The organism is Pedobacter sp. 10L46_2 (assembly GCF_056395165.1).
In genome coordinates, this window is the sequence record NZ_JBFTIZ010000320.1 from 1 (window position 1) to 13,243 (window position 13,243).

Here is a 13,243-nt window from a genome sequence, read left to right on the forward strand (position 1 = left end):
CCTGTAGGGTGACCACCTGCACCTTTTCCAAAGAAGAATTGCTTATCAGCAAAGGCGGCCTGAACAGTTACACCGTTGTATTCGTTTTCTACATTGAACAGAAAATCATCAGATTTTACAAACTTTGGCAATACATAAGTAATGATTTGCTTGGTGCTTATTTTACGCGCAGTAGGTACAAGTTTAATTCTAAAGTTCTTCTCTCTGGCGTACTTAATGTCATGCTCTGATAAGTTCTGAATGCCAACATTAAGTATCTTATCAGGATCAATAAATAACCCGTAAGCATGTGCAGTTGCAATAGCCAATTTAAATTTAGGATCATAACCTCCAACATCCAGAATAGGATTAGATTCAGCAAAACCAAGATCTTGCGCCTGCTTTAATGCCACGCCATATTCAAGATTTTCATTAAATATTTTAGATAGAATGTAGTTAGATGAACCGTTGAATATTCCACTTATACCGTGCAGTAATTCATTGTCGTAATATTCTTCCAGATTACGGATGATAGGTATACTGCCGCAAACTGCACCTTCATATAATAGAGATGCATTATGTTTTTCTTGCAATTCAACCAGTTCGGCCAGATGAGTAGCAATCATTTTTTTATTGGCAGAAACTACATTTTTACCGCTGATTAATGCTCTTTTAACGATGTTGTAGGCAATCTCTGCGTCATCAATTAACTCAACTACAGTGTTAATTTCACTATTGTCTAATATTTCGTCATGATTTGTGGTGAAAAGATGTGCCTCAAGGCTACGTTTTTTCTCAGGATTTTTAATAGCTATTTTAACGATCTCAAGGTTTAGGTCCTGACCGCGAATAATATCATGCAATCCTTGTCCAACAACTCCAAAACCAAATAAGCCGATCTTAAGTTTCTTACTCATCTAAATACTATGCTGTTTTATGTAATTTAATTATTTTCTTATTTGCACTTTCTTTTAAGAATGTGCCAATTATGTTGGTTAATATGTCTGTCTCAATTAAAAAACCATCGTGGCCATAAGCAGAGCTAATACTTTTGAGTGCTGCTCCTGGAATATGCTTCGCTAAAAACTCTTGTTCACAAAGCGGGAACAGAACATCGTTTTCAATTCCTATTACCAGCGTATTCGCTTTAACTAATGCTAAGGCATCAACAATACTTTTTCTGCTTCGGCCAACATTATGGCTGTCCATTGCTTTACTCAAGTACCAATAGCTGTAGGCATTAAAACGTTTACACAGTTTTTCGCCCTGATAATTCTGGTAAGAGGCGGCTCGGAATGAACCTGTTTTGTCATTTACACTTTCTAATTGAGTAGCTGAATATGCTTCATAAGTGCGATAAGATAATAAAGCAATGCTTCTTGCGGCTTTTAAACCTTTTAAGCCACCATCTGGCTGCTGTGCATAAAATGTACGATCAGTGCTGATTGCTAAACGCTGACTCTCGTTAAATGCAATTCCCCATGGTGAGTGTACTGCATTTGTAGCTACAAGAATTAGATTGTCTACGCTCTTGCTATCTGTAATGGCCCATTCCAATGCTTGTTGCCCGCCTAAAGAACCGCCAATTAATACTTTAAGGTGTTGAATGCCAAGATATGATGCAAGCAAGCGGTGAGCAGCGACCAAATCTCTGATGGTAAATTCTGGAAAAGCAAGGTAATACGGTTGCCCTGTTACCGGATTTATACTTAATGGATTGGTTGTACCGTAATTAGACCCTAATACATTTGCACAGATGATAAAGTGTTCCTCAGGGTTAAACAGGTCGTTATTGCCGAAAAGTCCTTTCCACCAGTCTAAAACATCAGCATTGGCTGTAAGCGCATGGCATACCCAGATCACATTATCTTTCTTTGCATTTAGTTTGCCATAAGTTTGATAAGCAATCTCTAATTTGCGTAGTTTTTTCCCGTTCTCTAGCTTAAATAACTTTGTATGCGTATATGTGGCAGTAGTGCTCATTCTTTAGATCTTGTAGCGTTTTATTTTATTTGTTGATAGCAGCAAAGGCTTGTTCAAAATCAGCCTTAATGTCGTCTATGTGTTCAATTCCTACAGAAACACGTAGCTGGCTGGCTGTAATGCCTGCAGCAATTTGTTCCTCGTCACTTAGTTGTTGATGCGTAGTTGCTGAAGGTTGTATGATAAGGGTTTTTGCATCACCCAGGTTTGCAAGGTGGCTAACAAGTTTAAGATTGTCGACCAATGCCGTTGCTTTTTCTTTATCACCATGTAGTTCAAAAGATAGCACTGCACCGAATCCATTCTTTAAATACTTTTTGGCGTTAGCATGGTATGGACTGCTTTCAAGTCCGGGATAGTTTACGCTCTTCACAGCATCATGGCTTTCTAACCAGGTCGCCAGTGCAAGTGTGTTATCTACGTGACGTTGCACGCGAAGTGATAAAGTTTCTAATCCCTGAATTAAAAGGAAAGAGTTGAAAGGAGAGATGGCCGGGCCAAAATCTCTTAACCCTTCAACGCGGGCACGAATAATGAATTGAATATTTCCAAAAGGACCACCAATTCCAAAAACATCATTAAAAATTAAACCATGATATCCTTCTGATGGCTCGGTAAATTGAGGGAATTTGCCATTTCCCCAGTTGTAATTTCCACCATCTACTATTACCCCGCCAATACTGGTGCCATGTCCGCCAATCCATTTGGTAGCAGATTGCACAACAACATGGGCCCCGTGTTCTAAAGGTTTAAACAGATAACCAGCTGCGCCAAAAGTATTATCTACTATTAACGGTAAATCGTGTCTGTTGGCAATGGCAGATAATTTTTCGAAATCGGCAATACTGAAAGCAGGATTACCAATGGTTTCTAAATATATAGCTTTAGTATTTGCATCGATTTTTGATTCAAAATCGTTGGCATCATCGCCATTAGCAAACCTAACCTCAATACCAAGACGTTTAAAGCTTACTTTGAACTGATTATATGATCCGCCATATAAATGAGATGAGGATACAAAATTGTCACCTGCCTGTAGGATATTATTTAATGCAATAAATTGAGCCGCCTGTCCCGAAGCTACGGCTAAAGCAGCCACACCGCCTTCAAGTGCTGCTATTCTTTTTTCGAAAACATCAGTTGTCGGATTCATGATCCTGGTGTAAATGTTTCCGAATTCCTTTAGCGCAAATAAGTTTGCACCATGTTCGGAGTTCTTAAAACCGTAAGAGGTAGTTTGGTATATTGGAACAGCTCTTGATCCTGTAGTAGGATCAATTTCCTGACCTGCATGTACTTGTAATGTTTCGAATTTATGTGATGTTGACATGTTATATTTAGTTTTAAGTGGTTCCTGTTATGTTTTTGAGTCGATACGTTGCGGAGATTTTAGCTTCGGAAACGTATACCGTTGTTAAGCGTACCCCTGCAAGGGGCCTTCCGTATGAATGTGAAATGCAAAAGGAAGATTTGTAAATTATAGTATGCAACAGCACATGCAATTAGCCTGCTGAGGATAACAATAATTAAACAGATTTGAAGTAATGCTTACAGTTTTCATTTTGTTTCAATTTATCTTTCCAAACGACACCATGTCTTTTGGTCAGGAATTGGCACCTTCTCCATCTTGGGAGGGTTGCCAGTGGGTCAAAGAGCCTGTCTCTCGCCACTTCTTTATAAATCAAACCTTTTTATTAAGGAAGGTTGACTTGGTTAGCTTTCGCTAAATGATATCGCAAATGTAGATTTAAGTTAATAAATATCCAAAATTATATTTTGGATATTTATTAACTTGTTGTATTACAGTGTTGTAAATTAATTTTTTGATGGGGTTGCTTGATTTTATCCTGCAAGTGCCTGATCTAAATCTGCTATTAGATCATCTATATGCTCAAGCCCAACAGATATCCGAATTAAATTTTGTGGGGTTTTGGTGTCAGGTCCTTCAACAGATGCACGGTGTTCTATTAAACTTTCAACTCCACCTAAACTTGTAGCCTGCGCAAAGACTTTAACTTTATTAACCACTTTTCTGGCTTCATCAGATCCACCTTTAACTAACACCGATAACATTCCTCCATAGCCATTCATTTGCCTTTTTGCGATGTCGTACTGAGGGTGGGTTATTAATCCCGGATAATAAACTCTTTCAATAGCAGGGTGTTTTTCTAGATGTAATGCTAAAGCCAATCCATTAGTACAGTGGCCGCGCATGCGATATGCCAATGTTTTGATACTTCTTATTAACAGAAAACAATCGAAAGGAGAGGGTACTGCTCCACCAACTTGCTGTATGTTTCTGATCTTTTCCCAAAATTCATTTTTTTCTGCCGTGATAAGTACCCCACCCAGAACATCACTATGGCCACCAATATATTTTGTGGAAGAGTGCATTACAATATCCGCCCCAAAATCAATAGGGTTTTGTAAGCATGGCGAAGCAAAAGTGCTGTCGCATGCAAGAATAAGGTTGTTCTCCTTGGCGATTTTGGAAACCCCGGCAATATCTGTAATTTTTAATAATGGATTAGAAGGGGTTTCTATCCATATCAATACAGTATTCTTCTTAATGAATTTTGCTATGTTATCAAGGTTCGTAAGATCTATAAAATCAATTTCAAGAGTATCTTTAAAAATGGTCCGCAGTTGTTTTTTAAAACCCCAGTACATGTCGTCAGGAGCAATGATATGGCTTCCTGGTTTTAAAGCCTGAAAAACTGCCATTCCAGCCGTATTTCCTGAAGAAAACGCACAGGCTTCTACACCTTTTTCTAATTCTGAAAGCGCATTTTCCAGTGCTGATCTATTTGGATTACTTACTCTGCTATACATATGTCCACCAGAACAAAGTTAAGGGTATAATGTTATTCGCCTTAAGTTTTGGCAAGATTTATGTAATTGAATTATCAAATTAAAGAAGAATATGAAAAGAATATTACTGATAGCAGCCATTTTATGCAGTTCGTTAATGGTTTTGCAAAGTTGTTCGCCTAAAGGTGGTGCAACTCAAAGTTTAAAGAAAGGTAATGTAACTGGTAATTGGGTTTTAAATGATATTACATTTGAAGGCTTGCCGCAATCAGCAGTAAAATCATTGTTTGATGAAGGTTCTTATACTTGCTTCAAAGGAAGTACCTGGAGTCTCACTAATAGCGGAAACGGAAGCTATACCTTACCAGGTGGAGGAGAGTGTACTGCAAAAACTCAGAAAATATACTGGTCAGTAAGTCCTGCTGACGAGACATTCCAATTCAAAAAGATCTTTGAAGGCGAAAAAGCCAAAAACGTAACTTCTGGTTACAGATCGGTATTGTCTTCTACAGATGGCAATAGTATGGTTATTAAATCACCTGTAGAATATGGAGCAAAAACTGCTTACATTGTCTTGAATTTTACAAAAGCAGCGAAATAAGAGTAAAATAGTTTGGTTTAGGGAAAAGGGTTCAATTAGTTTTGAGCCCTTTTTTTATTGATTTCTTTGTTAGATGTATTTTAATTTCTACCTTTGAATTCATCTGATGATATGATGAATTAACATGAAAGATCTTATACAAAAAAAGTCTCTTGCGGATGAAGTAGCCGCGCGATTAAGTGAGCAGATTTCTCTTGGACAATACAAAGTGAATGAACAGTTGCCGATAGAACCGGAATTAATGAAAAACTTTGGTGTCGGACGCTCAACTATAAGGGAAGCCATAAAAATATTAGCTAATTCTGGGTTACTTAGAGTTCAACAAGGGATTGGAACTTTTGTAGATCAGCTAACAGCAAATAGGGAACCTATGGATTTGCGGTTGAAGCGTGCGAATGTTAAAGATCTGGATGAGGTTAGGCAATTACTTGAAATGAAAATTGCAGAGAAAGCAGCACTTAACAGAACTGAAAGTGATATTATAATCATAAGAACTCATCTGGAAAACAGAAGAAGAGCCGCCAAGGAGGGATTAATAGATGAATGTATTGAAGCAGATGTGCAATTTCATATATCAATTGCCGAAGCTTCAAAGAATGAAATACTTGCCGACTTATATAAATCAGCCTCCATTCATTTAAAAAATTGGTTCCTTCAAACACATTCAGATGCCAGAGCCTTCGAAGAAACTTACATATATCATGAGCAGTTGCTAAAAAGCATTATCGCCGGAGACCCAAAAAAGGCCTGGAACATTGCCGCAAAAATATTAGGACACGTATCTCAATAAAAATTTATTAAAATTCATCAGATGATCTGATCTGAAAAATATGGAAAAAACATCTTTTACAAACACTGCCGTTATCGACACAAAGAGAATTACACAGCAAACAGTATTCTCTATTTTATTCACAATTAGTTTTACACATTTACTTAATGATATGCTTCAGGCAGTAATTCCTGCTGTATACCCTGTAATAAAAGAAAAGTTCAGTCTTACGTTTGCTCAAATAGGTCTTATCACTTTAACTTATCAGCTAACAGCATCAATATTGCAACCCTTTATTGGTTTTTATACAGATAAGAGGCCCCGCCCGTATTCACTTGTTATTGCAATGGGTTTTACGCTCTGTGGACTTGTAGCTGTGTCCTTTGCTTCCAGTTTTTTAAATATCCTTCTTGCAGTAAGTTTAATAGGAATAGGGTCCTCAATATTCCATCCGGAATCTTCCAGGGTAGCACATTTAGCTTCCGGAGGTAAAAAGGGACTTGCACAATCTATTTTTCAGCTGGGTGGAAATGCAGGTAGTGCTATAGGTCCGCTTTTGGCGGCAATTATAGTTGTCCCTCATGGTCAATTTTACCTTATATGGTTTTCATTAGCTGCAATTTTAGGTATTGTAGTACTGTCTAGGGTTGCAAAATGGTATCAGGAACAATTGGCCTTAAAGGCATTAAATAAAAGCATCCTTAAGGAAGAGGTTCATCATAATTTATCTAAGAACCGAGTGGTACTTTCCTTAGGTATTTTGATGGTACTTATCTTTTCAAAATACTTCTACATGGCTAGTATGACTAGCTATTATACATTCTACCTAATGGATAAATTTAATGTGTCGGTGCAGCAGTCTCAGGTCTACCTATTTGCTTTTTTAGGGGCTGTTGCTGCCGGTACGTTAATTGGAGGACCATTAGGAGATAGATTTGGCCGTAAGTATATCATCTGGATCTCAATTCTAGGTGCAGCGCCATTCACATTATTGCTGCCGTATGTTTCTTTATTCTGGACAGGTGCTTTATCTGTTGTTATTGGCTTAATTATTTCTTCCGCATTTTCTGCAATACTGGTTTATGCAACCGAATTGGTACCCGGAAAAGTGGGGATGATTGCTGGTCTGTTCTTCGGTTTTGCATTTGGTATGGGCGGATTAGGCTCCGCAGTTTTGGGGAAGCTGGCCGATCAGACCAGTATTGAATATGTATTTAAAATTTGTGCTTTTCTTCCTTTGATTGGGATTTTTACAGGGTTTCTCCCAAATATAGAGGGTAGTAAAAAAAGATAATTCTTACGCTCGATCGTACTCCTTTATTCATTAAATAATGGTGAATTAGGAGTACTTTTTATTTATCCCACCATACCCTTGATGTTAGTGCATCACCACCATTTAATCTCGCAACTGCAGCTTTATAGTTTTCAGGATTATTCAAAGCTTCAGAGGATAGGTATATCATTCTTCTGGGTATGGTCCCATTAGTTACATTACCAGTATAGTTAACAGGTATCAATTTAGGGTAATTGGATCTTTTCCAATTTAGCCAGGATTCAATAAAATTGAAATTGGTGCCTGTAGCCACCCAATACTGGGTGTTAATTTGATTAAGGGCTGTTTCCAGGTCAGATTGGGTTAATGGATGCTCATTTACGTAGGCGTTGATGATTTCAGGGGCTATTTTTGCCTGTAGATCCTGTTGTTCCATTGATTGCAATGCACCCCTCAGACCATTTGAATAATGTTCCGCCGCGGTGCCGGGAACATTCCATCCTTTCAGTTTTGCCTCAGCGAGTAAAAACTGTGTTTCGGCATACGTTATGATAAAAATGGGTCCGCCAAGTTTTAGGTATACATCAGTTCTTGGTCGGGAGTATTTACCTAGAGGAGCAAAATCAGCTCCTGAACCTGTTCCTCCAGGATATAAGGGATGTTTGCTGATATCGGTATTTCCTCCAAGCAGATCATATCCGTTAGGCAGTCCAATTTGAACTGATGCCTCTGTATTTCCTGAAAGTGTTTGATTTATATTTTTTGCAAGACCATCCTGAGGTATTTCAGCGATGACGGCCAATCTTGGATCGCCAGTATCTCTTAGATAATCAATTAAGGTTTTGCTCCATTTTACTTTTCAACCCAGAGTCGCGCGATATCTGGTCGAACTTTGCTCAATCTCATCGCTACCCGTACCATTAAAGCATAGCCAAACTTCTTCCATTTGTTAATGTCTCCATTGTAAAACAGATCTGCAGTTGGCCCGGGTTTATCAGGATTCAAATTGTCAATGGCTTTTTCAAGGTCTAATAACATGGAATTGTAGATGTCCTCCTGTTTATCATATAAAGGATATTTAATACCTTGCCTGGCTTTTGCGGCTTCATTATAAGGTACATCTCCATAAGTATCCGTGATTCTTTGCAAAATTAGTACGAACATGATGTCACCAATATTGATCAGATTTGAATATTTATCAGCATTTTTTTCAGTTGCTAGTCGCTGCATTTCTCTTATTGTGGAGGCCTCTGCATAGCCCTCTTCAAAAATCCTTCCTTGATAATCGGTAAAGCTCGCCACATTTATATATTTATCCCCATTATTATAATAGTAATAAGTAGATGCGAGTAACTGCGTCATTGTGCTTTGATAAAGCAACTGATAATAACCTTTATTTGCGAACTTTAATTGTGCTGTTGAAAGTAGACCATTAGGGTCATAGTTTGAAGCATTGGATTTTGTCGGATCTGTATTTATTTTATCCAACTTCTCTTTACTGCAGCTAAACATAATGATCATTATTAAAACCAATGGAAGAATAATTACTTTTTTCATAGCATACAGTTATTTAAACTTCAGATTTAGGTTTATACCAAACGTTCTTGTTGCAGGTAATGATGCGCCCTCTATTCCTGCATAAGCAAGGCTGGGAGAGAACTGAGATTCGGGGTCTATATTTTTAGTATACTTCAAAATAGTTAATAGATTCCTTCCTATTAAATCTATTGATACATTTTTAAAAGGCGTTTTATTTAATATTTTGGACGAGAATGTGTAGCCAAGCACAACTTGTCTTAGTTTTATAAACACACCGTTGGCAACTATACCTGTTTCACGACCAATAAGGGTTGCCTTATTAAGGCCCAGAACGTAGGAGTAGGTTTCTGTAGCCGACAGGATTTTGTTTCCAAATTTATAATCGATTAGAAAGCTTAAACTGAAGCTTTTATATTGGAAGTTATTACTGAAACCTCCGTAGTAAGATGGAAGAACACTGCCCATTGGTTTCATATCCCCTCGTTTCGGAATTCCATCTGTACCGATGATCATGTTCCCATTCTTGTCGCGCTGATAATCATAAGCCATGATCTGGGTGATAGACTTGCCAACAACAAGGGCTGTACTTGCGTTTAATGGACGATAGGTGCCCCCAAACGCATAGCTGCTGATACCATCTATTGATATCAATAAGTTATTTATGTGACTGGCATTGATTCCTGCCTTCCAACTAAAATTCTTATTGGTTATCAAATTGGTTTGTATAGAAGTTTCGATACCTGTATTACGGGTTTTGCCTAAATTTACATAAGCGGATGTGAATCCTGTGGTTACAGATTGCCCGGCGTTAATAATTTCCTTATTGGTAATCCTGTGGAAATAAGTGAAATCAAGGTCTAATTTGTTTCCGAAAAGTTTTAAATTAATGCCGGTTTCAAATTCATTTAAAGTGAAAGGCTTCAGATTGTAGTTGGGCAGATCCCTGGAAAAATTTCCTAGAGGAACACCGTTTATGGACTTATCTGAAGAATAATAGATCTGTGTGGTATAAGGCACTGCTGGTTCTCCGCTTGTTTGGGCAAAACTTGCTCTTATTTTACCAAAATCCAGACCTTTTATTTTTAAAAAGTTAGAGAATATAAAACTTCCGGAAACGCTTGGCACAAAAATGCCCCTGCTATTGCGTGGAAGCGTAGAGTATACATCGTATCGGCCGGTGGATGATAGGGTAAGATATTTTTTGAAATCCAGGTCAATCGTGTAATACGCCGACTGAGTAACAATTCTTGTTAGGGCATTTTTACTACTAACGGCAGCTAGATTTTCAATCGTGTACAAATAGGGTATAATAAATTGAGTACCAGTTAGCTCATTAGATTTTGTTCTTCTATTACGGAAGCTTGCCCCTGCAGATATGTCTATGTTAAGGTCTTTAGTAATATCTCTGTTTCCCGAAAGAAGAATGTCGGTATTTAATTCTGATGTTTTTGATTGATTTAAAGCGTTTATCCCACCCTGGCCATTTATAGAAAAAGCGGTGCCTGTTGGTACTATACTGATAATATGATCATTGCTAATGTCATAACCAAATCTTCCTTGTAGGAACACCCAGTTGCTCAAATCGTATTTGATAAGCGCCGAGGATATAAATCTGTCACGCGAAGAATTGTCTTCTTTTTTATTGATGGTGAAATATGGATTGGTTTTGTATTCATCCGCATTCCACCTGGTCTCGGCTCCGGTATTTACATCATATCCCGGAGCTAACAACGCTTGATCTGCACTTGTTGCTATGGCAGCGATGCCGTAATTCGCATTGATAGGGCCATCGCTAAGGTAGGATCTGTTTTTGCCGTGTTCGTAAATGTAATTGCCATTTAACGTGAGTGTAAGTTTTCTGGTCAGGTCATACGAGGTAAATAGGTTGGCTGTTTTTCTGTTCAGATCGCTATTCCTTAAAATAGATTGATAATCAAGAACAGAGGCAGATGCGTGATAGCTGCTTTTATCTGATCCGCCATTTAGGGAAATGGTATTTGTAAATGCCGGCGCCGTTCTATAGAATGTTTTTATATTGTCTTTTACCGGTACATAGGGACGGTTTTCTCCATTAATTTGTACGCTTTGCAGTCCATCCATTTTTTCTCCCCAGCTAAGTATACCGGTTGCAATTGCTCCTGCGATGTTTTGCGGCCTTAAATTTTGTAAACCCTGACCATATATGTATTGATAATCGGTATTGTTTACAGGACTGTCAAATGAGAAATTGGAATTGTATTCAACAGAATTACCCGATTTCTTTTTTCCACTTTTAATGGTAATTATGATCACACCATTTGCGGCACGTGCACCATATAAAGCAGAAGCGGAAGATCCTTTTAATACGGTAATCGTCTCTACGTCATCGGGGTTGATGTTACTGATTCCATCCCCATAATCTACACCTCCATATTCATTTGCACTCCCACGCTGAGTATTATCTATAGGTATACCATTAATAATAAAAAGAGGCGGCCCGGCATCCTTGCTTGCGGTACCTCTTAGCAGTATTCTGGCAGACGAGCCCGGCCCTCCATTCACACCACTCACATTTAGCCCTGCTACCAGTCCCTCTAATGCCATAGCAAGGTTCGATTCCCTCGCCTTTGTTAATGAAGAACCATCAATAGTTGAAACTGAATAACCTATCTTTCTGTTCTCTTTTTTAATATTTAAGGCTGTTACGATAACTTCATCCAGTAGCTTAACGGAATCAATGCCTTGATCTTCATTTGATCTCGGTTTTATAACAATAAGGTTATTGGAAAGTAGTTTATAGTTATAATTAGTGCTACTAAGGATCTGGTCAAGTACTTTGAACGTTTCCTCGTTCTTTATATTGATGGTAATTTTCTTATCAGGAATTTTACGTTCACTAAATACAAACCGATAAAAAGTCTGATTTTGTATTTCATTGATAACTTGATCAAAACTTGCCGATTCGAGCTTTAATGTCACTTTCGTTTGCGAATGGACATTAATTGCTGTCATAAGGAAGCAGAAAATCAATACGTGCCGCATCGTCTTCATCATAAGCTTCGTACTCGGGTCTAGGTGGTGATTTGGTTTGAGGGATTTTAATAAATATATATAATATTCCCGTCTTTTTTATAGCTGAAATCTTCTATATATCTCAAAGCATTTAATAGTTCATCTATGCTTTCTTTCTCAAACTTTCCCGTGAAAGTATAATCTTTCTTTTTCTCATCATTAAACCTGATTTCAACGCCATATTTTCTTTCCGCATCCCGGGCAATAGAAACGAATGTTTGATTTTTGAATGCCAGTCTGTCGTTTAACCAGGAGGTTTCCATGATGTTGTTGTTGCTGCTATCCATTGAATTATAATAAGTCAAAGGAGTTATGGTATAATTAACACTGTTTTTGTCAGCAATGGTAAACTTCTGGTTTGGTTTTAATATGATCTTTTCAGCAGGTTTATTGTTCAATGTGACCTGAATAAGCCCTCTTACCAAAGTTGTTTCAATAAATGAATCATCCTCATAAACTTTTACATCAAAAGCAGTTCCCAGTACCTTTATCCTCATATGTTTGGTATGGATAATAAAAGGATGATCAGGGTCTTTCTTAACATCAAAAAAAGCTTCACCATTCAGATATACTTCCCTGGTTTTTCCGCTAAAGGATGCTGGATATTTTAATTGACTTTTAGCGTTTAAGTTTATCTCAGTACCATCTTCAAGTATAATTTTTGATTTATCCCGGCTAGGGGTTTGCAAAACTTTCCATTCAGTAGTATCGTTTTTACCGGCAGGATTATCTGGAATAAAGAAATGATATGCCGCAAAAGAACAGGTGCAAAATGCAATAACAGCTGCAATCCTGTACCAACTGACAAAGTTTCTTTTTATCGGTTTTTCAATATTTTGAATAGGTTTAGGCTCCGGAATAGTTATTTGTTGCTTAATCTTTTCAAAAACTGCATCAATATTGTTAGCGCCTGATTTTTCGTCATTAAAATAACCGGTTAGATTTTCGTACTCATTCCTATGGACGGTACTTTTTGAAAGCAGTTCTTTAAGCTCAATAAGCTCTTTGGGTGAAATTTCACCGGCCAATCTTTTGCCCAATAACTCCGTAAATCTTTGATCAGTCATTTGTGTTTTTTGTTGTGTTATTATATAGTACTCTTTTTACTTAAAAATGCCTACAATGCGCTAAAAAATAGTTTGTTATACTTATTAAAAAAATAAGACTTATAATTTTTCCGCTAATATTTTGTTTATCATTATTACCACATAGATCCTTAGCTTCTTTATAGGAAAGC

Annotated in this window: 10 protein-coding genes, 1 pseudogene and 1 riboswitch; of the genes and pseudogenes, 3 read left to right on the forward strand and 8 right to left on the reverse strand. The window is 37.6% G+C overall.

Going from position 1 to position 13,243, the window contains the following annotated elements:
• The 4 genes from AC1DDX_RS23685 to AC1DDX_RS23700 all read right to left on the reverse strand — a co-directional run.
• Positions 1-896, reverse strand: an 896-nt coding sequence (locus tag AC1DDX_RS23685; protein ID WP_477622703.1) for a homoserine dehydrogenase, incomplete at its 3' end; no start/stop codon positions are given.
• Between the two features lie 7 nt (positions 897-903).
• A complete protein-coding gene (locus AC1DDX_RS23690) occupies positions 904-1,962 on the reverse strand; it encodes a homoserine O-acetyltransferase family protein (RefSeq protein WP_172663329.1) in 1,059 nt (352 codons plus the stop codon).
• A gap of 25 nt (positions 1,963-1,987) precedes the next feature.
• A complete protein-coding gene (locus tag AC1DDX_RS23695) occupies positions 1,988-3,292 on the reverse strand; it encodes an O-acetylhomoserine aminocarboxypropyltransferase/cysteine synthase family protein (protein ID WP_172663328.1) in 1,305 nt (434 codons plus the stop codon).
• Between the two features lie 239 nt (positions 3,293-3,531).
• Positions 3,532-3,645: riboswitch (SAM riboswitch) on the reverse strand.
• Between the two features lie 159 nt (positions 3,646-3,804).
• The gene (locus tag AC1DDX_RS23700) at positions 3,805-4,794 is read right to left on the reverse strand and encodes a trans-sulfuration enzyme family protein (protein ID WP_477622704.1); all 990 of its coding nucleotides are present in this window, start codon (positions 4,792-4,794) and stop codon (positions 3,805-3,807) included.
• Between the two features lie 91 nt (positions 4,795-4,885).
• Between AC1DDX_RS23700 and AC1DDX_RS23705 the strand changes: the two genes are divergently transcribed.
• The 3 genes from AC1DDX_RS23705 to AC1DDX_RS23715 all read left to right on the forward strand — a co-directional run bounded on the left by AC1DDX_RS23705 (position 4,886) and on the right by AC1DDX_RS23715 (position 7,437).
• Positions 4,886-5,374 carry a lipocalin family protein gene (locus AC1DDX_RS23705; RefSeq protein WP_172663326.1) on the forward strand — a complete coding sequence of 163 codons (489 nt, stop codon included), beginning with the start codon at positions 4,886-4,888 and terminating at the stop codon, positions 5,372-5,374.
• Positions 5,375-5,498: 124 nt separating this feature from the next.
• A complete protein-coding gene (locus AC1DDX_RS23710) occupies positions 5,499-6,164 on the forward strand; it encodes a FadR/GntR family transcriptional regulator (protein WP_172663325.1) in 666 nt (221 codons plus the stop codon).
• 40 nt (positions 6,165-6,204) lie between these two features.
• Positions 6,205-7,437, forward strand: coding sequence for an MFS transporter (locus AC1DDX_RS23715; protein ID WP_337714899.1), 1,233 nt, complete (start codon positions 6,205-6,207; stop codon positions 7,435-7,437).
• A gap of 58 nt (positions 7,438-7,495) precedes the next feature.
• Here the strand turns inward: AC1DDX_RS23715 and AC1DDX_RS23720 are convergent.
• The 4 genes and pseudogenes from AC1DDX_RS23720 to AC1DDX_RS23735 form a co-directional block, all read right to left on the reverse strand.
• Positions 7,496-8,254 (reverse strand): annotated as a pseudogene (locus AC1DDX_RS23720) (SusD/RagB family nutrient-binding outer membrane lipoprotein); the annotation flags it as partial.
• A 14-nt stretch (positions 8,255-8,268) separates the two neighbouring features.
• Positions 8,269-8,973: a SusD/RagB family nutrient-binding outer membrane lipoprotein gene (locus tag AC1DDX_RS23725; RefSeq protein WP_477622705.1), complete on the reverse strand. Its 705-nt coding sequence runs from the start codon at positions 8,971-8,973 to the stop codon at positions 8,269-8,271.
• A gap of 9 nt (positions 8,974-8,982) precedes the next feature.
• On the reverse strand, positions 8,983-11,946 hold the full coding sequence (locus tag AC1DDX_RS23730) for a SusC/RagA family TonB-linked outer membrane protein (RefSeq protein WP_477622706.1): 2,964 nt from the start codon (positions 11,944-11,946) through the stop codon (positions 8,983-8,985).
• 86 nt (positions 11,947-12,032) lie between these two features.
• A complete protein-coding gene (locus AC1DDX_RS23735; RefSeq protein ID WP_337714894.1) occupies positions 12,033-13,073 on the reverse strand; it encodes a FecR family protein in 1,041 nt (346 codons plus the stop codon).
• Positions 13,074-13,243: the final 170 nt, after the last annotated feature.

What these genes read in the sequence shown, in the direction of transcription:
- AC1DDX_RS23690 (WP_172663329.1), bottom strand. Translation starts at nt 1,962, where the DNA reads ATGAGCACTACTGCCACATATACGCATACAAAGTTATTTAAGCTAGAG.
- AC1DDX_RS23695 (WP_172663328.1), bottom strand. Translation starts at nt 3,292, where the DNA reads ATGTCAACATCACATAAATTCGAAACATTACAAGTACATGCAGGTCAG.
- AC1DDX_RS23700 (WP_477622704.1), bottom strand. Translation starts at nt 4,794, where the DNA reads ATGTATAGCAGAGTAAGTAATCCAAATAGATCAGCACTGGAAAATGCG.
- AC1DDX_RS23705 (WP_172663326.1), top strand. Translation starts at nt 4,886, where the DNA reads ATGAAAAGAATATTACTGATAGCAGCCATTTTATGCAGTTCGTTAATG.
- AC1DDX_RS23710 (WP_172663325.1), top strand. Translation starts at nt 5,499, where the DNA reads ATGAAAGATCTTATACAAAAAAAGTCTCTTGCGGATGAAGTAGCCGCG.
- AC1DDX_RS23715 (WP_337714899.1), top strand. Translation starts at nt 6,205, where the DNA reads ATGGAAAAAACATCTTTTACAAACACTGCCGTTATCGACACAAAGAGA.
- AC1DDX_RS23725 (WP_477622705.1), bottom strand. Translation starts at nt 8,973, where the DNA reads ATGAAAAAAGTAATTATTCTTCCATTGGTTTTAATAATGATCATTATG.
- AC1DDX_RS23730 (WP_477622706.1), bottom strand. Translation starts at nt 11,946, where the DNA reads ATGACAGCAATTAATGTCCATTCGCAAACGAAAGTGACATTAAAGCTC.
- AC1DDX_RS23735 (WP_337714894.1), bottom strand. Translation starts at nt 13,073, where the DNA reads ATGACTGATCAAAGATTTACGGAGTTATTGGGCAAAAGATTGGCCGGT.